This is a genomic window from Streptomyces sp. NPDC027663, assembly GCF_055566415.1.
In genome coordinates, this window is sequence record NZ_JBVHSK010000009.1 from 243107 (window position 1) to 265347 (window position 22241).

A 22241-nucleotide genomic window follows, 5' to 3' on the forward strand; every position below is an offset into this window, starting at 1 on the left:
TCGATGGGAACGAGCGTGGAAACGGACCGGGAGTTCTGGAGCCGTGTGCTGACCACCGGTGGCGCCACCGGGGTACCACGGTGGGTCCGGGAGCCGGTACCGGGAACGCTCGAGCACGAGACGGTGGTCCCCGACGACGTGGCGGACTCGGTGCGCGCCCTGGTGCAGCGGTCCGGCGTGCCGCTCAGCGCGCTGCTGCTGGCGGCGCACGCCAAGGTGCTGGCCGCGCTGTCCGGCGAGCATGAGGTCGTGACGGGGTACACCGCCGGGGTGCGCGGCGAGCCGCTGCCGTGCCGTCTGGCCGTCGTCCCGGGGCCCTGGCGCACCCTGGTGTCGGCCGCCGAGCGCGCCGAGGCGGAGGTCCTGGCCCACCGGGAGTTCCCGGTGGCGCAGCTGCGCCGCGAACTGGGCCTGACCGAGCCGGCGTACGAGGTCGTGTTCGGGCCCGTGGGAGCCGACGAGAGCCACACCGGCGACGGCGTGCTGCACGTGCGCTGGTGCGACCGGGGCGGACGGCTGATGCTGCGTCTGAGGTACCGCACGGACGCGCTGGACGCCGAGAGCGCGGCCCGGGTCGGCGGCTACCACGTGACGGCGCTCGGACTCCTGGCGGCCGGCCTGGACGCCGACCACACGCGGCAGAGCCTGCTGTCGGCCGACGAGACGCGGGAACAGCTGGAGGGGCTGGCGGGCCCCCGCCGGCCGGTGCCGGACGCACGCGCGCACGAGCTGTTCGAGGAGCGGGTGCGGGCGCATCCGCAGGCCGTCGCTGCGGTGCACGGCGAGCGCAGGTGGACGTACGGGGAACTCAACGCGCGCGCCAACCGGCTGGCGCGGGCGCTGCGGGCACGCGGGGTGGGCCGCGAGGACGTGGTGGCCGTCGTCACGGAACGGAACCTCGACTGGCTGGCGGCCACGCTGGCGGTGTTCAAGGCGGGCGGAGCGTACCTGCCGATCGAGCCGCACTTCCCGGCAGGCCGTATCGCGGCGACGCTGTCCCGGGCGGGGTGCCGGCTGGTCCTCACCGAGTCCGGCAGCACCCGCACCCTCGAGGAGGCGCTGGCCACCGTGCCGGGAGCGGAGAAGCTGCTGGTCGAGACGGCGTACGCGGAACCGCACGCGGACGGTGACCTCGGCGTGCGGGTCGACGCGGGTCAGCTGGCCTACATCTACTTCACCTCCGGCTCCACCGGTGCGCCGAAGGGGGCGATGTGCGAGCACGCGGGCATGCTCAACCACCTCCACGCCAAGATCGACGACCTGGGTATCGGCGAGGGCTCCGTGGTGGCGCAGACGGCCCCGCAGTGCTTCGACATCTCGCTCTGGCAGCTGGTGTCGGCCCTGCTGACCGGCGGGCGGACCCTGCTCGTCGAGCAGGACGTGATCACGGACGTGGAGCGGTTCGTCGACACGCTGGTGCGCGGCCGGGTCGCCGTGGCCCAGGTCGTGCCCTCCTACCTGGAGGTCGTGGTCTCGTACCTGGAACAGCACCCCCGCGCCCTGCCGGACCTGCGGTGCGTGTCGGTGACCGGTGAGGCGCTGAAGCGGGAGCTGGTGCAGCGCTGGTTCGCGATCCAGCCGGGGATCGGGCTGCTCAACGCCTACGGCCTGACGGAGACCTCGGACGACACCAACCACGAGGTCCTGGACGGCGTGCCGGACCGCGTGCTGCTGGGGCGCCCGGTCAACAACGTGCGCGTCTACGTCGTGGACGAGCATCTGTCGCTGGTGCCCCTGGGCGCCCCGGGGCTGATCGCGTTCTCCGGTGTCTGCGTGGGCCGCGGGTACGTCAACGATCCCGAGCGCACCCGTGAGGCCTACCGGACGGACCCGTACCGGCCCGGTGAGCGGCTCTACCTGGGCGGTGACTGGGGCCGCTGGCACCCCGGCGGCAAGCTGGAGTTCCTGGGCCGGCGCGACAACCAGGTCAAGATCCGTGGCTTCCGGATCGAGATCGGTGAGATCGAGAACACCCTGCTGAAGGTCGACGGGGTGCGGGACGGTGCGGTGGTCGTCGTCGAGCGGGGCGGCGAGAACAAGCATCTGATCGCCTTCCACACCGGCACGCGCCACGAGCCGGAGGTGCTGCGCGAGGCGCTCGCCGCGGCGCTGCCCGCCTACATGGTGCCCTCGGCCTTCCACTGGCGCGACAGCCTCCCGCTGACCGCCAACGGCAAGACCGACCGCAAGGCGCTGATCGCGCAGGCCCGGCAGACGGAGCGGGCCGCCGAGCCGGCCGGGGCGGAACGGGACGCACTCAGCCCGGCCGAGCGGAAGCTGGCGGCGGCCTGGGCCGAACTGCTGGGCGTCCCCGAGCACCGGATCGGCCGGACGGACGACTTCTTCGCCTCCGGGGGCACCTCCCTGACGGCCGTCAAACTGAGCATCGCGCTCGACCGCGTGGTGTCCCTGAAGGACATCACCCGCCATCCGGTCCTCGCCGACCTGGCCGCCCTCCTGGAGGGTGCCGGCCGCCGGCGCGCGGAGCTGCTGCAACCGCTGTCGGAAGCGGGCGGTGCAGCCGAGTGCGCCCTGGTGTGCTTCCCGTACGCGGGCGGCAACGCGGTCAACTTCCGGCCGATGGCGGGCGCCCTGGCGGGCAGCGGCCTGGCGGTGCTCGCGGTCGACCTGCCCGGGCACGACCTGGCGGCCCAGCGGGAACCGTTCGCGTCGATCGCGGAAGTGGCCGAGCAGGTCGCCGGCGAGATCACGGCACGTGGTCTGACCCGGGTCATGCTGTGGGGCCACTCGTCGGGCGCCGCCCCGGCCGTGCAGACCGCCCTGCTGCTCCAGGAGCGTGACGTGCAGGTGGCGCGGGTGTTCCTCGGCGCGCAGCTGCTCGGCACCGCCGCCGACCGCACCGCCGCCGTCGCCGACCTGACGAGCCGCAGCGACGCGGAGATCGCGGCGCAGCTGACCGCGGACAGCGGCTACACGGAACTCGCCGAGCTGAACGAGCAGCACGCCGAACACATCGGTGCCGCCTACCGCCACGACTGCGTGGCCGCGCACCACTACTTCCGGGCCGTCCTTCAGACCCCGCCGCCGGTGAAGCTGTCCGCACCGGTCTCGGTGGTCGTCGCCGCCGACGACCCGCACACGGGAGGCCATGCCGGACACCACCGCGACTGGCTGCTCCTGGCCGAACACGTCGACCTGCACGAGCTGGCCGACGGGGGCCACTACTTCCTGCGCACCCGTCCGGCCGAGGCGGCACAGGCCGTCCTGACCGCAGCCCTGCCACTGGCCTCCACCTGAGGCCTGTACAGCCATCCGACGGGCGACCGAAAGGAGACCGAGATGCCGTCATCATCCCTGGCAGCACCGCTTGATATGGAGCTGCGGCCGGACAAACCCGCGATACTGCGCGTCGAGCCGCCGGCCGACGCCGCGAGCTGGGCGGCCGAGTACCGCGAGGCACTGCGTGCGCAGGTCACCGAGCACGGAGCGCTGCTCGTCCGCGGCCTCGGCCTGAAGGACGCCGACCAGGTCGGTGCCGTCTTCGCCCGACTGGCCGGCGGACTCATGACGGAGACGGAGGCCTTCGCGCCCCGGGAGGCCCGGGGCACCGGGGTGTACTCCTCCACGACCTGGCCGGCCAACCAGCCGATGTGCATGCACCACGAACTGAGCTACCTGCTGGAGGTGCCCGGCCTGATGCTGTTCGCCTGTCTGACCGCGCCCGAACAGGGCGGGGCGACGGCGGTGGCCGACGCCGAACAGGTACTGCAGGCCCTGCCCGCCGAGCTGACGCAACGGTTCGAGCGCGAGGGCTGGCTACTGACCCGCACCTACAACGACGAGATCGGGGCGTCCCTGGCGGAGGCGTTCGGCACCGACGACCGGGCCGGGATCGAGGCCTACTGCCGTTCCCACGCCATCGACTTCACCTGGGACGCCGACGGCTCGCTGCACACCCGGCAGCGCCGCAGCGCCGTCGTACGGCACCCGCTCACGGGCCGGCGCTGCTGGTTCAACCAGATCGCCTTCCTCAACGAGTGGACCCTGGACCCGGAGGTGCGCGAGTACCTGGTCGACGAGTACGGCGCGGACGGGCTCCCGTTCAACACCCGTCACGGGGACGGCAGTCCCATCGGTGAGGACGTCGTCCAGCTGCTGAACACCACCTACGAGACGCACACCCGCCGCGAGCCCTGGCAGGCCGGCGACCTGATGCTCGTGGACAACATCCGCACCGCGCACAGCAGGGAGCCCTTCACCGGGGAGCGGGAGGTGCTCGTCGGCATGGCCGAGCCGCGACGCCTCGACGACTGCGGCCCGGCCGAGGAGGCGAGCGGGCGATGACCCATCTGCTGTCCAGCGCCGACCGGCGGGCCGTGCCCCACCCGGGTTCGACGCCGAGCTTCGCCGTGATCTCCGGCAGGCAGGTGCAGGAAGCCCTCACCGGGCACGAGAAGGAACTGGTGCAGCTGGTCGAGACGACGTACCGGCTGCACGGCGCCGGGGACTCGGTCAACCCGCCGTCGTACTTCCTGCGCTTCGCCGACCGCCCGAGCGCGCGGATCATCGCGCTGCCCGCCTCTCTGGGCGGCTCGGTACACGTGGACGGCGTGAAGTGGATCTCCAGCTTCCCCGAGAACGTGAGCGCCGGGCTGCCCCGGGCCTCGGCGGTGCTGATCCTCAACGACCACGACACCGGCTATCCTTTCGCCTGCCTGGAGAGTTCCGTCATCAGCGCGACCAGGACCGCCGCGTCCGCCGCGCTGGCCGCCGACTGGCTCAGCCGCACCAGGCGCCGCCCCACCCGGATCGGGTTCGTCGGCACGGGCCTGATCGCCCGCTACATCCACACCTTCCTGGCCGGCACCGGCTGGGCCTTCGACGCCGTCGGCGTGCACGACCTGTCCGCCGACAGCACCGCCGGCTTCTGCGGCTACCTGAGAGAGGCCGGTGCCACCGGGCAGGTCACCGTCCACGACAGTGCCGAGGACCTCATACGCTCCAGCGACCTCGTGGTCTTCGCCACGGTCGCCGGCCGGCCGCACATCACGGCCCCGGCCTGGTTCGCGCACGGCCCGCTGGTCCTGCACGTGTCGCTGCGCGACCTCGCCCCCGAGATCCTGCTCGCCTCGGCGAACTTCGTCGACGACGTCGAGCACTGCCTGAAGGCGGACACCTCACCCCATCTGGTGGAGCAGCAGACCGGCAACCGGGACTTCCTCAACGGCACCCTCAACGACGTGATGCTCGGACGGGCCGCGCCGCCGCACGACCGCCCGGTGATCTTCTCCCCCTTCGGCCTCGGGGTCCTCGACCTGGCCGTCGGCAAATACGTCTACGACCAAGTGGCCCGGGCGGGAGAGCTCCGCCTCATCGACGACTTCTTCCACGACCTGCGCCGGTACGGCTGAGGCCGTTGCCCTCAGCCCTGGTATCAGGAGGCCTGCCGTGCCTGTCATCCGCGCTCCCCACGAGTTCAACGAGGGAAGTCTCTTCGTCGATCTCGAGTCGATTTTCGGATACCGCCTCTACCTCAAGTGCGAGGGCTTCAACTTCGCCGGCTCCATCAAGCTGAAGGCCGCCAACGAGATGGTGGAGAGCGCAGAGCGGGACGGATCCCTGAAGCCGGATTCCATCCTCGTGGAGTCCTCGTCCGGGAACCTGGGCGTCGCACTCAGCATGATCGCCGCGAGCAAGGGTTACCGGTTCCTGTGCGTGACGGACCCGCGCTGCAACCTGTCGACCCGGCTGCTGATCGAGGCCCTCGGCAGCCAGGTTCACGTCGTGGCCGACCTGGACGCCAACGGCGGCTTCCTGGGCACGCGCCTGGACTACGTCCGCGCGCTGTGCGCGTCCGACGACCGGTACGTGTGGCTGAGCCAGTACACCAATCCGGGGAACTGGCGGGCCCACTACCGCACCACCGCGCCGGAGATCGCCAGCAACTTCCCGCACCTGGACGTGCTGTTCGTCGGGGCGGGCACCTCCGGGACCCTGATGGGCTGCGCACGCTGGTTCCGCAAGTGGCGGCGGCCGGTGCGGATCGTCGCCGTGGACAGCGTGGGCTCGGTGGCCTTCGGCGGCAAGCCCGGCCGCCGGATGATCCCCGGCCTCGGCATGAGCATGCGTCCCCCGCTGCTCGACGAGTCGTACGTGGACGAGGTGGTCCGGGTCGAGGAGGCGGACACCATCCACACCTGTCACCGCATGGCCCGGAACGGTTTCCTGTTCGGCGGCTCCACGGGGACGGTGGTCAGCGCCGCGACGGACTGGCTGGCCCGGCACGACACGCGTGACGTCACCGCGGTGGCCATCGCCCCCGATCTCGGCGAGCGCTATCTCGACACCATCTACCAGACCAACTGGCTGCAGGATCTGTACGGCGACCACATGGTCGACTCCGCCCGGGTGGACACCCCGTGGGAGGAGGACTCCGCCGCGCGGTCCCCCGGCCGCCGTCGGAGATCATAGGGAGCGCGGCGCCGACGGAGCCGGACCGGGCGAGGCGGTGCCGCCGCGCCCGGTCCGGCCCTGCCGTTTCCGGCACCGGACGGGACAAGGGTTTCCGGCTCAGGACGGCACGAGGGTCTCCGGCTCGGGACGGGACAAGGATTTCCGGCTCAGGACGGCACGAGGGTCTCCGGCTCGGGACGGGACAAGGATTTCCGGCTCAGGACGGCACGAGGGCGGTGGCCCGGGCCCGCCACGGGATCCAGAAGGCGGTCACGGTGACGACCAGGGCCGAGGCCGCCACCGTGGCCATGCCCAGGGTCAGGCTCGCCGCGCCCGCCACGAAGCCGATCAGGGCCGGGCCGCCCAGCAGTCCGGTGGTGCCCATCGCGGCCACCAGCGCCAGGGCGTCCGGGCCGCGGCCGGCCGCCGCCACGTACACGCACGGGGTGACGGCCGCCGCACCGAGGCCGACGCAGGCGAACCCGAGCAGCGTGGGCACCACGCCGCCGGTCAGCAGGGCGAGGGCCAGGCCGGCGGCGGCCACGGCGCTGCCCGCGCACACCACGCGTCCGTCGCCCCAGCGGGTGCGCCAGCGGTCCGCCAGGACCCGGGCCAGCAGCATCGTCACGGAGACGACGGCGATGCCGAGCGGTGCGACGGACGCGGACGCCCCGACCACGTCCTTCATGTAGAGCGTCGACCAGTCGTTCATCGCGCCCTCGGTGATCGTGCCGAAGGCCATGGCGCAGCCCATGAGGAGGGTCGTGCCCGAGGGCAGGGTGCGGCCGGTGCGCCGCTTCGGCTCGTCGGGGTTGCTCGTGGCGCCCGGCTGCTCCTGCGTCAGCAGGCCCGGGCGGGCACCGCCGAGCAGGAGCAGCAGCAGGGCTGCGGCGACGGTGAAGTGCGCCGGCACGGACGCGGTCCCCGTGGTGACGCCGGAGGCCAGCAGGGCCGCGGTGAGCAGGCCGGCGCTGAAGGTGGCGTGCAGCTGGGACATGGCCGTACGCCCATGGGTGCTCTCCAGGGCGGCACCTTGCGCGTTCATGGTGACGTTGAGGCAGCCGACCGCGACTCCGTCGGCGCACACGACGAGCAGTGCGAGCGGGTAGTCCGGTACGGCGGACAGGGCGGCCAGGACCGCGATCAGGCATGCGGCGGAGGCGAGGGACAGCAGTCGGGAGCCGAGCCGTCGCATCAGGGCGGCGACCAGCGGGAAGGAGGCCGCCGCGCCGGCCCCGCAGGCCATCAGCAGCAGGCCGACCTCGCCGGCGCCCAGGTCCAGCCTGGTCTTCAGCGCGGGCAGGCGGGAGATCCAGGTGCCGTACTGGAGGCCGAGGAAGCAGAACAGCGCCGCGATCGACCACTTGGCACGCCGGAAGGAGGGCTCGGCCATCACACGGCCTCCCGGGCCTCGTGCGGGCGGGGTACAGCCGCCACCTGGGCCGACATGTAGACGGCGGCGCTGCCGTAGTCCGGCGGGACGGCTGCCGTGCGGTGTGTCCGGTAGCCGTTGGCCCGCCAGAACGCCTCCTTGCCCGCGACGGCGACCAGCGACATGGTCGTGAAGCCGCGGGTGCGGGCCACGCCGGTCAGATGGTGTACCAGCCGGGTGCCGAGCCCACGGCGCCGCAGCGGCGCGCTGACGACCAGGTCGTGCAGGTGGAGGTTGGTGGTGTGGTGGACGGCCCGCTCCGGGTGGGTGAGGTCGGGACAGCGCAGCGGCGGGTAGGGCAGCGCGAGGACATAGCCCGCGATCCGGCCGTCGAGGTCGAGGACGAAGCAGGTGCCGGCCGAGGCGCGGGCCCGGGAGCGCAGCAGTTGCTCGCCCTCCGCGAGGGAGAGGCCGGCGTAGGCCTCGCTCTCCAGGGCGGCCAGCCGGGGCCAGTCGGCCTCGGTGATGCCCCGTATCAGGTCTCTCATGTCAGTGGTGTCCTTCCGGGCCGCGGGTGCACACGCACGGCAGCGGGCGGATGCCGTTGAAGCCCCGGGTCGTGTAGCTGGTGGCGTAGGCGCCGGCGGAGAGGATCCAGACGGGGTCGCCGGAGGCGAGGGAGCGGGGCACGCGTGCCGGGTGCCGGCCGTCACCGTAGGCGTCGTCACTGTCGCAGGTGGGCCCCGCGACGACGGCGGGCACGTACGTCTCCTCGGCCTCGGCCGCCTGCGCGGGGAAGACCAGCCGGTGTCGTACCTGGTCCATCTCGTACAGGCCGTTGAACTTGCCCACGCTCAGGTACAGCCAGCGGGCGCGCGTCCCGTCCGGCCGGGTCCGTTCGGTGAGCCGGTACACATGGGCCCGGACCGCGCCGTGGTCGGCGACGAGGTGGCGCCCCGGCTCGACGACGAAGCCGAGCGGGGCCGGCGTCAGGCCGTTCAGCCGGTCCATGCCCTCGCGGACGACGGTGAAGATCTTGTCCAGCGGCGGTGCGAGGGGGTTGCCGTGCCGGTCGAGATAGCCGAGCGCGGGCAGGCCGCCGCCGAGGTTCACGTGGTCCGGTACGATCCCGAGCCCGTCCAGGGCGACGAGGACCTCGGCGAGTGTGTCCAGTGCCTGTTGCCAGGCCTCGCCGGTCATCTGCTGGGAGCCGACGTGCACGGACAGGCCGGCCGGGACGAGACCGGACGCGCGGGCCGTGGCGAGGATCCGGACGGCGTCCCCGGGTGAACAGCCGAACTTGTGGTTCAGACCCCACAGGGCACCGTCCCCGCTGGTGGCCAGGCGGCAGAACACGCGGGCGCCGGGGGCGTGTGCGGCGATCGCGGTGACGTCCGCGACGCTGTCGGTGGCGAAGGTGCGGACTCCCAGGCGGTGGGCTTCGGCTATGTCGTGGTCGGACTTGACGGTGTTGCCGTAGTGGATGCGGTCGGGTGGGGCGCCGGCGCGCAGTGCTTGCGTGATCTCGGCGGGACTCGCCGCGTCGAATCCCGCGCCGCGCTCCGCGAGGCAGCGCAGGACCTCGTCGACGGGGCAGGCCTTGAGGGCGAAGCGGACGTCGGTTCCCGGCAGCTCGTTCAGCAGGGCTGCGTATTGGTGCTCCATGCCGGTGAGGTCGTAGACGATGCGGTCGGATGCGGCGGTGGCGAGTGCGGTGGTGAGGGCGCCGATGGAAGGGCCGGGATCCGCCGTCGCGCGGCTGCGGCTGCGGCTGCGCTGTGGCTGGTCGCGCAGTTCCCCGCGCCCCTCCGGGGCGCTCCTGTGCGGGGCGTTTCCGTGCGGGGCGTTCATGGGCGGGCCGCCTCGATCAGGGCCGGCCAGGCCTCGATCAGGTGGGCGAAGTCCTCCATGTCCCGCGCTGCCCGGTCGAGCAGTCCGGCTCGCCTGGAGGCCAGTTGCTCCGCGACAGCCGCGTAGCGTCCGCCCAGCTTCCGGTACGCCGTGTCCACCCGGTCCAGGCGCCAGACGTTCTCGGTGCGGTCCAGGTCCGTGCTCTCCCGGAGGAACTCCACGATCCGGTCCGGCCGGACCTGCTGCCGGGTGTCCAGCAGCCCGGCGCCCTCGGTGGTCATCCGGTCGTAGACGTGGTGGAAGTAGAGCATCGACAGCAGGAACTTCACGAAGCGGGTCTGGTAGGCGAGGAACCCTGTGCCGGTGCGGCGTTCGGGGGTGTGGAAGTTCTGGATGTGCCGGTTGTGCAGGATGCCGGGGAGCGTGGCGTCGTGGACCAGGTGGATGAGGAAGTAGTCGCTGCCGATGGTGTCGGTCGCCGGGGGCAGCGGGATCCGCTCGTAGACGTCGTGGTGGAAGGCGATGTTGCACATGTCGACCCGCATCGGGTCGACGAGGGCCAGGGTGGAGTGGTCGCCGGTGAAAGGGACCGTGCCGGCTCCGGTGAAGGACTCCTCGACCAGCGCCCGCCGCTGCTCCGGTGAGGCGTCGGCGGGTGCCCACAGGCCGACCACGTCGTGGTGGACGCCCTCGTCCAGCCGGCGCATCTCGCCGATGTCGACGGAGAGTTCACCGATGAAGGAGGCGCCGGCCATCGACACCGGGCGACGGGCGTGGGCGGGGTCGAGGTCCGTGCGGGAGACGGCGGCCGACGCCTCGGCGGCCGGGCGGCCCAGCCAGGGCAGTTCATGGTGGACGGGGAAGACGGGCGCACCGGCGTGGAGTTGGTAGGTGCTGTCGGAGTCACGGCGGTGCACCGAGTCGCAGCCGAGGGCGGCGGCCAGCAGGAAGGCACGGTTGGTGCAGGCGCCGTAGGAGACGGCCGGCGGGAGCATGAGGCGGAGCATCCGGTGCGGGTCGGGCAGGCCGGACCGCTCGATGGTGCGGAACAGCCAGATGCGTTGCCGTTCCTCGTCGAGGTGGTGGACGCTCACGCCCTGCTGCGCGGGCAGGGCGGCGACGGTGCGGGTGTGCTCGGCGCGGGAGCGGTCGTCGGCGGAGTCCAGGATCAGCAGCTGGACGTCGGCGCCGAAGCGGCGGGCGGCGTAGGCGGCTTCCTGGTGGATCGCGGTGATCGTGGCGGAGCAGGCCCGGTCGGTGGGCAGGCTCAGGCAGATCCGGTTCACTGTGCACCTTCCGCGGCGGACCAGGATTCCAGGCCGAGCAGCTTGCGGCCCAGGCCGTTCAGTTCGGCGGGGCCGTAGCGGAGGGCCTCCGGTGCGCGGGCGTCGCCGAGCAGGGTGGCGTTCCAGTCGGGGGTGGCGAGGGTGCGCCAGGAGTTCACGCGGGAGTCGCGCAGGGCGGTGTGTTCCTCCAGCGCGGGCATCATCGAGAGGTACTGGACGGCCCGGACAGCGTTGTCAGAGAGGTTGGGGGCGACGCCGTGGGCGAGCAGGCCGTTGAAGATCAGCAGGTCGCCGGCCTGGAGGTCGGGGCGGATGACCGGGAACTCGGCGTGGTCGGTCCCGGGCCGTACGGGGTCCCGTCCGGGCGGCTGGGCGACGCGCCACTCCTCGAAGCGGCGGAAGAGTTCCGGGGCGCACTGGAAGCCGCCGGGTCCGGGGCTGGTGTCGGTGAGCGCGATGATGCCCTGGACGCGCTGCGGCAGCACGGCGAGGGTGGTGTCGACGTCCCAGTGCAGCTCGATGTCGAAGCCCTCGTCGGTGGGCTCGATGAGGGAGCGTGAACGGGTCCGCACGTTGGGCGGGTTGAGGTTGAGCCGGTCCAGGGTGACCCAGAGTTCGGGGCTGTCCCACACGTCCACGAAGGCGTCGTAGACGCGCTGTGTCTGCCGGCTGTCCCAGATGAGCTGGTGGTGGTAGGCCTCGACGAAGCCGTAGATGTAGAGGTGCCGGTCGAGTTCGGAGCGGAACTCGGGCTCCTCGTACCAGGTGTCGGGGCGGTCGGGGTCGAGTCCCTGGAACTGCCAGGCGAAGTCGAGCAGGCCCTTGGCCTCGCCGGGCGTGACGGCCTCGCGTACGACGACGTAGCCGTAGGTCTGCCAGAAGGCGAAGTCATCTTCCGACAGCACGCGCAGCGGCTCGGTCTTCCGCAGGTCGCGCAGCGGTGTCGGGGCGAGGTAGGTCTCGCCGTCGGCGCTGAAGTAGGGGCGGCGGGTCGCCGCTCGGTGGAGGTGGGCGGGCGTGGTCATGCGTTCACTCCGGGGTGATCGAGAGGAGAAACACCGTGGGGTCGGACGTGAGACATGTGCCGGTGGCAAGCGCGAGAGCGTGGAAGGGCCACCGGGCTCCCGGGGGATGAGGAAGACGGCCGCCCGCGGGGAGGTGCGGGCGGCCGGGTGGGCGGTTCAGCCGGCGAGGACGGCTTCGGCCGCTGCCAGCCCGCAGACGCGGGCGGCGCCGTAGGTGGCGATGTGCAGGGCGCCGCGCGGGGCGGCCTGCGGCAGGCCCATCTCCACGACCACGGTGTCGGGGCGGGCTGCGAGCAGGGTGTCGAGCGCGGAGCGCATCCACTCGTGCCGGTGCTCGTCGCGGACCACGGCGACGATCCGGCGCCCGCCGGCGGCGGCGAGGGCGGCTTCACCGGCACCCTCGCCGGTGAAGGAGGCGGAGTCGGTGCCGGGCAGCAGCCGCTCCAGCTCGGCGGCGACACCCCAGGGGGTCTGGTCGCCGACGGCGATGTTGGGGGCCGGGTTGAACCGGGCGACATAGGCCGGCTCCGTCAGCGGTGCGGCGGCGCCGGTGCGGGTCACGGTCAGCGCGCGGCGCGCGGCGACCAGGCCGACCTGCGAGTCGGGCTCGGTCTTCTCCGCGTCACCGCGGGCGGCGGCGGTCCAGGCGGCCAGGTCGCGCACCCGGGCCGCCGCGTCGGCGAGCCGTTCCTCGGGCAGTTCACCGGAGCGTACGGCGGCGACCAGCGCGTCCCGCAGGTTCAGCACGGTGCCCTCGTCGCAGAGCCCGCCGCCCACGCAGATGGCGTCGGCGCCGGCGGCGATGGCGAGGACCACGCCGTGTTCCAGGCCGTAGGTGCCGGATATCGCCCGCATCTCCATGCCGTCGGTGACGATCAGGCCCCGGTAGCCGAGTTCGCCGCGCAGCAGGTCGGTCAGGACACGCCGGGACAGGGTGCCGGGGCGGTCGGGGTCGAGGGCGGGCACGAGGATGTGCGCGCTCATGATCGCCCGGGTGCCGGCGGCGATCGCCGCGCGGAACGGGGTCAGTTCGCGCTCGTACAGGGTGTCGGCGTCTGCGTCGATGCGGGGTACGGCGTGGTGCGAGTCGACGTTGGTGTCGCCGTGGCCGGGGAAGTGCTTGGTGCAGGCGGCGACGCCGGTGGACTGCAGGCCCTCCACCCAGGCGGCGGTGTGCCGGGCGACCAGGCCGGGGCCAGCACCGAAGGAGCGTACGCCGATGACGGGGTTGTCGGGGTTGGCGTTGACGTCGGCGGAGGGCGCCCAGTCGAAGTTGACTCCGCAGGCGGCCAGGCGCCGGCCCAGCTCGCGGGAGACGGCCCGGGTGAGGGCGGGGTCGTCGACGGCGCCGAGGGCGTGGTTGCCGGGGAAGGAGGAGCCGGTGCGCACGTCGAGGCGGGTGACGTCGCCGCTCTCCTCGTCGATGGCGACCAGCAGGTCGTCGCGTTCGGCGCGCAACTGTGCGGTGAGGCGGGTGACTTGCTCCTCGCTGACGACGTTGCGGCCGAACAGGGCGACGGAGGCGAGGCCCTCACCGAGGCGGCGGCGTACCCAGTCGGGCGCGGTGGTGCCGTCGAACCCCGGCTGCAGCACCGCGAGGGCGTCCCGGGCGAGGGCGTCACCCGCGGCGGAGCCGCTGCCGGACGCGGGGGTGGCGATGGTGGTCATCGGGGGCGTCATCCCTTCACGGCGCCGTCGGTCAGACCGCTGACAGCCTTGCGTTGCAGGAAGATGAAGAGGATCAGGATCGGCAGCGCGAACAGGGACGAGGCGGCCATGGTGGCGCCCCAGTCGTCGCCGAAGGCGGTCTGGAACTGGGACAGCCACAGCGGCAGGGTCTGCTTCTCGATGTCCTTGTTGAGGATCAGGACGAGCGGGAACTCGTTCCAGGCGGTGATGAAGCCGAACAGCGAGGTCGCCATCAGGCCGGGGGCGAGCAGCGGGAAGATGACCTTGACGAACGCCTGGGTGCGGGTGCAGCCGTCGACCATCGCCGACTCCTCCAGCTCCTTGGGCACGGCGGCGACGTAGCCGCGCAGCGTCAGGATGGTCAGCGGCAGCACCATCATCGTGTAGAAGACGGTGAGCGGGACCAGGCTGTTGAGCATGTCGTTGTCACGGACGATCATGTAGATGGCGATGATCATGACCTCCCAGGGGGCCATCTGCGCCAGCATGAACGTCACGATGAGGCCGCGCCGGCCCCTGAACCGCATCCGGGCGAGGGCGAAGGCGGCGAACAGGGCGATGACGAGCGAGAAGACGACCGACAGGACCGTGACCGTGACGGAGTTGAGGACCAGGGTCCAGAAGTGGTCGGCGTCGACGGCCTTCTTGAAGTGTTCGAGTGTGGCGTCGGTCGGGAACCACACGGGGGCGTCGGAGATGATGTCACCGGTCGGCTTGAAGGCCGTGGCGAACATCCAGTAGACGGGGAACGCGAAGCCGGCGAAGAGGACGACGGCGGTCGCGTTGGGCCAGATACGGCCGAAGAGCGAGCGCTTCACAGCTCGTCCTCCTCTTGCTTGAGCACCATGCGCAGGTAGTACGAGGTGATGACGAGCAGGACCAGGATGGTCAGGAAGGAGATCGCCGCACCGACGCCGAAGTGCTGGTTGCCGACGCCCTCGACGTAGGCGTAGATCGGCAGGGTCTCGGTGAGGTGGTCGGGACCGCCCGCGTTCATCGCGAAGATCTGCGCGAACGCCTTGAAGATCCAGATGACCTCGAGGAAGGTCGTGGCGTAAAGGAAGGGCCGTAGGAAGGGCAGGGTGACGGAGGTGAAGCTCTTCCAGGCGCCGGCGCCGTCCAGGGAGGCCGCCTCGTACAGCTCCCGGGGGATGGTGGTGGTCGCGGCGTAGAGGTTGATCGCCACGAAGGGTATGGACTGCCAGACGAGGAGCAGGGTGATCACGGCGAAGGTGGAGAACTGGGTCTCCAGCCAGTTGTGGTCGGCCATGGAGTGCCAGCCGAGCTTGTCCAGCACCCAGTTGACCACGCCGAAGCGCTGGGCGAACAGCCACTGGTAGACGGTGGTGGCCGCGACGATCGGCATGGCCCAGGCGAGGACCAGGCCGACCATGAGCAGCAGTCGCATCTTCCTGCCGAGCCGGGCGAGGAGCAGCCCGACCAGGGTGCCGAGCACCATGATCAGCACGACGTTGATCGCGGTGACGACGACGGAACGCTCGACGACGCGCCAGAAGTCGCCGCCGGTCAGCACCTCCCGGTAGTTGTCGACACCGTTCCACTCGGTGAGGTGCTGGATGAGCTGCCGCGGGTTGAGGTTCTGGAACGACAGCATGCCGTTCTTGACCAGGGGCCAGCCGAGGAGGACCACGGTGGCCAGCAACGCGGGCAGCAGGAGCAGGTAGGGGGCGGCGGCGAGGCGCCGGGACGGGACGGTGGAGGTGCGGTCGTCACCTCGGGGCGGGGCCGGCACCCGGGCCTTGCGGACAGCGGGCTCCCCGGCCGTGTCCGTGCCTTCGGTCTGCACTGACATGAGTCGTCATCTCTTCCGTGGCCGTACGAAAACCATGGCCGTGCCCACGGCACGGCCCATGCCCGTGCCGGGGGCGCCCCCTCGTGGCGCCCCCGGCGACGGGTCTAGTTCTGCTGGGCCAGGCGCTTGTTGATCTCGGCCTCGACCTGCCTCGCGGCATCCGCCGGGGACTTACCGTTGAGCACGGCCGTCATGTAGGACTTGATCGGGTTCGGGGTGTTCTCCACCGCGCCCCATTCGGGGATCAGCGGGGTGGTGCCGCCGACGGCGGCACCGGGAGCGGCGGCCTCGGCGACGGCGTTGCCCTTGAGGTTGGACTGCAGGTCCTGCTTGTTCGGGATGACACCGTTGAGCTTGGCCAGTTCGCCCTCGTACTGGTCGGACAGGGCGATCTTCAGGAACTCCTTGGCCAGGGCCTGCTTCTTGCTGCCCTGGGCGACGGCGAGGTTGGAGCCGCCGAGGAAGACGCTCTCGGGCTTGTCGGCGGTCTCGCCGGGGATGGTGAAGTAGCCCAGGTCCTTCTCGATGGCCTTGTTGGCGGTGACGGCGGTGCCGGCCTCCCAGCCCATGCCGATGAAGGCGCCGGTCTTGCCCTTGGCGAAGACCTCGGCCTGCTGCGGGGTGGCCTCGTCCTTGTCCTTGGGAGCCTTGGAGTAGGAGGCGTACTTCTTGTAGATCTCCATGGCCTTGCCGACCTTCGGGTCACCGAGGTTGGAGACGTACTTGTCGCCGTCCTTCTTGACCAGGTCGGCGCCCTGACCGATGGTCAGGCCGTCGAAGAAGTACCAGTTCTGGCCGGGCAGGTAGATCGGCTCGGCGTCGGTCTTCTTGCCGATGGTCTCCAGGTCCTTGAAGAACTCGTCCCGGGTCTTCGGGGTGTCCTTGATACCGGCCTCGGCCCAGATCTTCTTGTTGTAGATGACCACGCGGTTGGCGAAGTACCAGGGGGCCGCGTACTGCTTGCCCTCGTAGACCGAGGACTGCGAGACCGACGGCGTCCAGTCGGCGCCGATCTCCTTCTTGAGGTCGCTCAGGTCGGCGAGGCCGCCGGTGGCCGCGTAGGCCGGGGTCTGGGTGTTGCCGACCTCCAGCACGTCCGGCGGGGTGGACTCGGAGAGGGCGGTGGTGATCTTCTGCTGGATCCCGTCCCACTTCTGGGTCTCGAACTTCAGCTTGGCGCCGGTCTTCTTCTCGAACGCGGCCGTGACGTCCTTGACCCACTGGTCCGGCGTGGAGCCGTCCATCGCCCAGACCGTCAGCGTCTGGCCCTTGAAGCTGTCCGGTCCCGCGTTCTTGCCGCTGTCGTCGTCGTCTCCGCCGCACGCCGACACGGAGACCATCATGCCCGCGATCACGATCGCGGCCGCAAGCTTGCGCTTCACGCCACCCTCCTCAGGGATGCCACTAACCCCCCACGCCCTCGGCGGTGACCTGCGTACGACGCTGTTGCACGTAGGGCTCGGGACCTGGCCACTAATGGTGTAGACCAGTACGGTGGAGCTTGGCCTAGACCTTTTGGAGTGTCAAGGGTGGTTCGGGAAGCCGGTCCCGGCCGTTACGAGAAAGTCACCGGAGTGCGTCCGTCCACTTCCGTCCCTTTCGCCCCGGACCGTTCAGTTGGACTAGACCATACGGCAGTTGGTCGCTATAACGAGAGCCCATCGAGACAGCCGGGAAGGCAGGCATGACCACCGACGTCAGCAGCGCCCAGCCGCGCAGGGGGGCGGCCGGCCGCACCGCGCGCGTGCCGAAGTACTACCGGATCAAACAGCAGTTGCTCAGCATGGCGGAGGCCCTGCAGCCCGGATCGGCCATGCCCGCGGAGCGCTTGCTCGCCGTCCGGTTCGACACCTCGCGGACCACCGTCCGGCAGGCGCTCCAGGAGTTGGTGGGAGAGGGCCGCCTGGACCGGATCCAGGGCAAGGGCACCTTCGTCGCCCAGCCCAAGCTGTACCGCACGCTCCAGCTCACCTCGCACACCGAGGACATGCGCGCCCAGGGCCTCACCCCCGCCTCGCAGATGCTGGACCTCGGGGAGGTGCCCGCGGACGAGAAGCTGGCGGGGCTGCTGGACATCGGGATCGGTGAACGGGTGCTGCGCATCGAGCGGCTGCGGCTGGCCGGCGGCGAACCGATGGCGATCGAGACGACCCATCTGTCCGTACGGCGCTTCCCCGGCCTGCGCCGGTCCCTGGCCACGTACCCGTCGCTCTACACCGCGCTCTTCGAGGTGTACGGCGTCCATCTCGCCGAGGCCGACGAGACCATCGAGACCTCGCTGTCGACCCCGCGCGAGGCACAGTTGCTCGGCACCGACGTGGGGCTGCCGATGCTGCTGCTGTCCCGGCACTCCCGGGACGCGGAGGGCGCCCCGGTGGAGTGGGTGCGCTCCGTCTACCGCGGCTCCCGCTACAAGTTCGTCGCCGCCTTGCGCCGGCCGGGTTCCCCGGTGCTCCGGCGCAGGGCGGCCGGGCCGGGCCGGGACGGACTCACGCCCGCCTGGGACGGGCGGCCGGACGGCACCGGCCGCCGGCCGCCGTGCCGGGCCGAGGACGGCACGGACGGCACCGGGCCGGGCGGCGGCTGACGGTACGCCGGGCACACGGATGTCCGGCTCCTCCGGACGGCGCCCCGGCGGCGTCGTCCGGGGTCACTCCTGGGTGAGGGCGACGTCCTTGTCCGCGACCGCGTGGAAGGCCGGCATCGGGATGAGGCCCGACGGGCGCAGTTCCGTGAGGGTGACCTGGACATGCGCCTTTCCCGCCTTCAGCTTCTCCGCCGCGATGTCCCCGGAGTTCTCCCAGCGGTGTTCGGCGCCGTCGCAGCGGGCGGTGCTGCCGCCGATGGCGTGGTGGACGCCGGGGTCGGCCTGGCTGAGCGCGGCGCTGACGAAGACCGGTCCGGTGCTGCCGGTGCAGCGGTAGGTGCCCGAGAGCCGCACCGTGCCGTGGGAGGCGATCCGGCCGGCCTTGTCGATCGTGATGGTCTCGGCCGGTTCGGCGGGTTTGGGGGCGGCGGCGGCCGGACCGGCGCAGCACAGCAGGGCGCCGGCGGCGAGGGCCGCGGCGAGGGCGGGGTGTACGGGCATGGGAAGCCTCCCGGTTCCATGGGGTCGAGGGCTTCCACTGGTACCGGGCGGCCGTGCCGACGGGCGTGACCGTCACTCCAACGGTGGCGCGTCATGGAACCGTCCGGCCGGTCGGGACGAGAAGGGTGCGGGAGGCGCCCCGGGCGTGCCAGGCCACAGGCCACGACGGGAGCGGGGCCGGAAGGACCGGGATGCCGCCCGGACCGGCCGGCTTCGAGCGACCGCGCATTCCGGCCGGCCCGGTCCCCCGGCGAGTCGGGCCCCCGAGCCCGGCGGAATCCGCAGGACAGGCCCTACGGCAGTACCGCGAACCCGTCCAGCTCCACCAGCGCCTGCTCGTCCCACAGCCGTACGACCTCCACGACGGCCATCGCGGGATAGTCGCGGCCGGCCGACTCCCGCCAGATGCGGCCGAGTTGCCGCGCGTGCGCGCGGTACGCGGCGACGTCGGTGGCGTAGACGGTGACCCGGGCGAGGTCCGCCGGGGTGCCGCCGGCCGCGCGCAGGGCGACGAGGAGGTTGCCGAGCGCCTTCTCGAACTGCTCGGGGAGGGTGCCGCCGGTGATCTTGCCGTCGGCGTCGAGCGCGGTCTGGCCCGCGAGGAACACCACGCGGGAACCGGCCGCGACGACGGCGTGCGAGAAGCCCGTGGGCGGGGACAGCTCGGACGGGTTGACGCGCTCGGTCGTCACCGGGCCCCCTTCTGTGCCGTGGCGTACAACTCCTTGGCGATGATGCCTCGCTGGACCTCGCTGGCGCCCTCGTAGATGCGCGGTGCGCGCACCTCGCGGTACAGGTGCTCCAGGAGGTGGCCGCGGCGCAGGGCGCGGGCGCCGTGCAGCTGGACGGCGGTGTCGACGACGTACTGCGCGGTCTCGGTGGCGAGCAGCTTGGCCATCGCGGCGCGACGCGGGACGTCGGCGGCGCCGTCGTCGTACCCCGACGCTGCCGCGTACACCATCAGCCGGGCCGCCTCCGTGCGCAGGGCCATCTCGGCGACCTGGTGGGACACGGCCTGGAGGTCCATCAGCCGGCCCTGGAAGGCCTCGCGCCGGCTGGTGTGGCCGACGGTGGCGTCCAGCGCGGCCTGGGCCATGCCGACGGCGAAGGCGCCGACGCTGGGACGGAAGAGGTTGAGGGTGCCCATGGCGACGGCGAAGCCGCGGTCGGGCTCGCCGAGCACGTCGGCGGCGGTGACCGGCACCGCGTCGAAGCCGAGGCTGCCGATGGGGTGCGGCGAGAGCATCTCCAGGGCGCTGCCGGTGAGGCCCGGCCGGTCGCCGGGGACCAGGAAGGCGGTCACACCGCGGGCTCCGGCGCCGGGCGTGGTCCGGGCGAAGACGGTGTAGAAGTCGGCCTCGGGGGCGTTGGAGATCCAGCACTTGGCGCCGGTCAGCCGCCAGCCTTCGGCGCCGTCCGGCTCGGCCGCGAGGGCCAGGGCCGCCGCGTCGGAACCGGCGCCGGGCTCGCTCAGCGCGAAGGCGGCGACCGCGCTGCCGTCCACGACCCCGGGCAGCCAGCGTTCGCGCTGGGCCGGGGTGCCGTGCGCGTGCACCGGGTGGCCGCCCAGGCCCTGCAGGGCGAGGGCGGTCTCGGCCTCGGTGCAGGCCTGGGCGAGGGACTCGCGCATCAGGCACAGGTCCAGCGCACCGGAGTCGAACAGCCGGGCGAGCAGGCCGCGCCGGCCGAGTTCGGCGAGCAGCGGCCGGTTGACCCGCCCGGGTTCGCCCTGGTCGGCGAGCGGGCGGAGCCGTTCGGCGCCCAGCGTGCGCAGCTCGGCACACCATGCGGTCTGCTCCGGTCCGAGTGAGAATGCGGACACGGCCGGTCCTCCCTCCGGGGCGGCCGGCACGGCCTTCCCCGTCGCCTGGGGGCGGGCCGCCACGGCCTCCCCGTCGTCGGGGGACGGGCCGCCACGGCCGTCCCGTCGTCCGGGGCCGGACCGCGCCGGCCGTCCCGTCACCTTGGAGGCGGGACCTCTCCCACCCGCCCACGACGTTATCGCGCACAGTTGACTGCCGTCACCAACACGATACGCTCGTTGCGCGAGCCCACCAGGAAGCCCGTCAGGACATCCGTCACGGCAAGGGGGCGGACCGCCATGCATCTCTCGGCCCACGTCGACACGTTCGCGCGCGACCATCTGCCCCCGCCGCACGAGTGGCCCGAGCTGCGGTTCGACCTGCCGGAACTGCACTACCCCGATCGGCTGAACTGCGCCGCGGAACTCCTGGACCACGCCGACCCCGCCCGGCCGGTGTTCCGCACCCCGGCCGGCCCCACCTGGACGTACGGCGAGCTGCGCGCCCACGTCGACCGGATCGCGCACGTCCTCACCACGGGCCTGGGCGTGGTCCCGGGCAACCGGGTCCTGCTGCGCGGCCCGAGCAGCCGCTGGCTCGCCGCCTGCTGGCTGGCCGTGCTGAAGGCGGGCGCGGTCGCGGTCACCGTGCTGGCCCAGCAGCGGCCGCACGAGCTGGCCACCATGTGCGAGATCGCCCGGGTCGGGCACGCGTTGTGCGACGTACACGCGGTGGACGACCTGGCGAAGGCGGAGATACCCGGGCTGCGGATCACGACGTACGGCGGCGACGCACCCGACGACCTGCTGCGCCGCCCGGCGCCCGCCACCCCCTACCCCGCGGTGGACACCGCGTCCGACGACGTGGCCCTGATCGCCTTCACCTCCGGTACGACGGGTCGCCCGAAAGGGTGCATGCACTTCCACCGGGATGTGCTGGCGATAGCCGACACCTTCTCAAGACATGTGCTGCAACCCCATGCGGACGACATCTTCACCGGCAGTCCCCCGCTCGGCTTCACCTTCGGCCTCGGCGGGCTGGTGGTCTTCCCGATGCGCGCCGGCGCCAGTGCCCTCTTTCTCGAACACGCGACGCCCAGGCAGCTGCTGCCCGCGATCGCGGAGCACCGCGTCTCGGTCCTGTTCACCGCGCCGACCGCCTACCGCGCCATGCTGGACCGGCTGGACGGGTACGACGTCTCGTCGCTGCGGCGTTGTGTGTCGGCCGGCGAGAACCTGCCCGCGTCCGTCTGGCAGGCCTGGCACCGGCGCACCGGCCTGCGCATCATCAACGGCATCGGCGCCACCGAGCTGCTGCACATCTTCGTCTCCGCCGCCGACGAGCACATAAGACCCGGGACCACGGGCGTCCCGGTACCGGGCTGGCAGGCCCGCGTCCAGGACACCGGCGGGCGGCCCGTTCCCGACGGCGAGCCAGGGCTGCTGGCCGTGCGCGGCCCGGTGGGCTGCCGTTACCTCGCCGATCCGCGTCAGCGGGAGTACGTCCGCGACGGCTGGAACATCACCGGAGACACCTACGTCCGCGAGCAGGACGGCTACTTCCGCTATGTGGCCCGCGCCGACGACATGATCATTTCCTCCGGCTACAACATCGCCGGCCCGGAGGTGGAGGACGCGCTGCTGCGCCACCCGGACGTGGCCGAGACGGCGGTCGTCGGCCGCCCGGACGAGGCCCGCGGCCACGTGGTCGTGGCCTACACGGTGCTGCGCGACGGAGCCCGGCGCGACCCGGAAGCACTGCGCGCGTTCCTCCGCGCCGAACTGGCGCCCTACAAATGCCCGCGCGAGTTCGTCTTCCTCGACGCGTTGCCCCGCACCGCCACCGGCAAGGTGCAGCGGTTCCGGCTGCGCACCGATGGTGACCGGCAGTGATGTCGAAGA

Annotated in this window: 17 protein-coding genes and 1 pseudogene; 6 read left to right on the plus strand and 12 right to left on the minus strand. The window is 72.0% G+C overall.

Annotation, left to right across the window (positions count from 1 at the left end):
- The first annotated feature begins 3 nt into the window (after window positions 1–3).
- From ACZ4SF_RS24280 to sbnA, 4 genes are read left to right on the plus strand one after another with little or no spacing between them, the layout of a single operon-like run.
- On the plus strand, window positions 4–3258 hold the full coding sequence (locus ACZ4SF_RS24280) for a non-ribosomal peptide synthetase (RefSeq protein ID WP_468387941.1): 3255 nt from the start codon (window positions 4–6) through the stop codon (window positions 3256–3258).
- 42 nt (window positions 3259–3300) lie between these two features.
- Window positions 3301–4305: a TauD/TfdA family dioxygenase gene (locus ACZ4SF_RS24285; protein ID WP_468387943.1), complete on the plus strand. Its 1005-nt coding sequence runs from the start codon at window positions 3301–3303 to the stop codon at window positions 4303–4305.
- A complete protein-coding gene (gene sbnB, locus ACZ4SF_RS24290; RefSeq protein WP_468387945.1) occupies window positions 4302–5372 on the plus strand; it encodes a 2,3-diaminopropionate biosynthesis protein SbnB in 1071 nt (356 codons plus the stop codon). Before ACZ4SF_RS24285 ends, sbnB begins: the two co-directional genes overlap by 4 nt.
- 37 nt (window positions 5373–5409) lie before the next feature.
- Window positions 5410–6432 carry a 2,3-diaminopropionate biosynthesis protein SbnA gene (sbnA, locus tag ACZ4SF_RS24295; protein WP_468387947.1) on the plus strand — a complete coding sequence of 341 codons (1023 nt, stop codon included), beginning with the start codon at window positions 5410–5412 and terminating at the stop codon, window positions 6430–6432.
- Between the two features lie 199 nt (window positions 6433–6631).
- Here the strand turns inward: sbnA and ACZ4SF_RS24300 are convergent, their stop codons facing one another.
- The 9 genes from ACZ4SF_RS24300 to ACZ4SF_RS24340 form a co-directional block, all read right to left on the minus strand.
- Window positions 6632–7807, minus strand: a complete 1176-nt coding sequence (locus tag ACZ4SF_RS24300) for an MFS transporter (RefSeq protein WP_468387949.1) — start codon at window positions 7805–7807, stop codon at window positions 6632–6634.
- A complete protein-coding gene (locus ACZ4SF_RS24305; protein WP_468387951.1) occupies window positions 7807–8334 on the minus strand; it encodes a GNAT family N-acetyltransferase in 528 nt (175 codons plus the stop codon). Before ACZ4SF_RS24305 ends, ACZ4SF_RS24300 begins: the two co-directional genes overlap by 1 nt.
- A 1-nt stretch (window position 8335) precedes the next feature.
- Window positions 8336–9637 (minus strand): type III PLP-dependent enzyme, encoded by a 1302-nt coding sequence (locus tag ACZ4SF_RS24310; RefSeq protein ID WP_468387953.1) that lies wholly within the window; start codon window positions 9635–9637, stop codon window positions 8336–8338.
- Window positions 9634–10923 carry a DUF6271 family protein gene (locus ACZ4SF_RS24315; protein ID WP_468387955.1) on the minus strand — a complete coding sequence of 430 codons (1290 nt, stop codon included), beginning with the start codon at window positions 10921–10923 and terminating at the stop codon, window positions 9634–9636. Before ACZ4SF_RS24315 ends, ACZ4SF_RS24310 begins: the two co-directional genes overlap by 4 nt.
- A complete protein-coding gene (locus ACZ4SF_RS24320; RefSeq protein ID WP_468387957.1) occupies window positions 10920–11948 on the minus strand; it encodes a phytanoyl-CoA dioxygenase family protein in 1029 nt (342 codons plus the stop codon). Before ACZ4SF_RS24320 ends, ACZ4SF_RS24315 begins: the two co-directional genes overlap by 4 nt.
- A gap of 156 nt (window positions 11949–12104) precedes the next feature.
- A complete protein-coding gene (locus tag ACZ4SF_RS24325) occupies window positions 12105–13616 on the minus strand; it encodes a glycoside hydrolase family 3 protein (RefSeq protein WP_468387959.1) in 1512 nt (503 codons plus the stop codon).
- A gap of 8 nt (window positions 13617–13624) precedes the next feature.
- Window positions 13625–14455 (minus strand): carbohydrate ABC transporter permease, encoded by an 831-nt coding sequence (locus ACZ4SF_RS24330; RefSeq protein ID WP_468387960.1) that lies wholly within the window; start codon window positions 14453–14455, stop codon window positions 13625–13627.
- A complete protein-coding gene (locus tag ACZ4SF_RS24335) occupies window positions 14452–15450 on the minus strand; it encodes a carbohydrate ABC transporter permease (protein ID WP_468387962.1) in 999 nt (332 codons plus the stop codon). The genes ACZ4SF_RS24330 and ACZ4SF_RS24335 overlap by 4 nt, the downstream gene beginning before the upstream one ends.
- Before the next feature lie 104 nt (window positions 15451–15554).
- A complete protein-coding gene (locus ACZ4SF_RS24340; protein WP_468387964.1) occupies window positions 15555–16832 on the minus strand; it encodes an extracellular solute-binding protein in 1278 nt (425 codons plus the stop codon).
- 302 nt (window positions 16833–17134) lie between these two features.
- Here ACZ4SF_RS24340 and ACZ4SF_RS24345 point away from each other — a divergent pair.
- Window positions 17135–17890, plus strand: a pseudogene (locus ACZ4SF_RS24345) (GntR family transcriptional regulator); the annotation flags it as partial.
- Between the two features lie 210 nt (window positions 17891–18100).
- Here the strand turns inward: ACZ4SF_RS24345 and ACZ4SF_RS24350 are convergent.
- The 3 genes from ACZ4SF_RS24350 to ACZ4SF_RS24360 all read right to left on the minus strand — a co-directional run bounded on the left by ACZ4SF_RS24350 (window position 18101) and on the right by ACZ4SF_RS24360 (window position 20360).
- Window positions 18101–18538 (minus strand): DUF6299 family protein, encoded by a 438-nt coding sequence (locus ACZ4SF_RS24350; protein WP_468387966.1) that lies wholly within the window; start codon window positions 18536–18538, stop codon window positions 18101–18103.
- Between the two features lie 293 nt (window positions 18539–18831).
- On the minus strand, window positions 18832–19230 hold the full coding sequence (locus ACZ4SF_RS24355) for a RidA family protein (protein ID WP_468387968.1): 399 nt from the start codon (window positions 19228–19230) through the stop codon (window positions 18832–18834).
- Window positions 19227–20360, minus strand: a complete 1134-nt coding sequence (locus tag ACZ4SF_RS24360) for an acyl-CoA dehydrogenase family protein (RefSeq protein WP_468387970.1) — start codon at window positions 20358–20360, stop codon at window positions 19227–19229. Before ACZ4SF_RS24360 ends, ACZ4SF_RS24355 begins: the two co-directional genes overlap by 4 nt.
- 279 nt (window positions 20361–20639) lie before the next feature.
- On the opposite strand from ACZ4SF_RS24360, the gene ACZ4SF_RS24365 reads away from it, so the two are divergent.
- A complete protein-coding gene (locus ACZ4SF_RS24365; RefSeq protein ID WP_468387972.1) occupies window positions 20640–22232 on the plus strand; it encodes an AMP-binding protein in 1593 nt (530 codons plus the stop codon).
- Window positions 22233–22241: the final 9 nt, after the last annotated feature.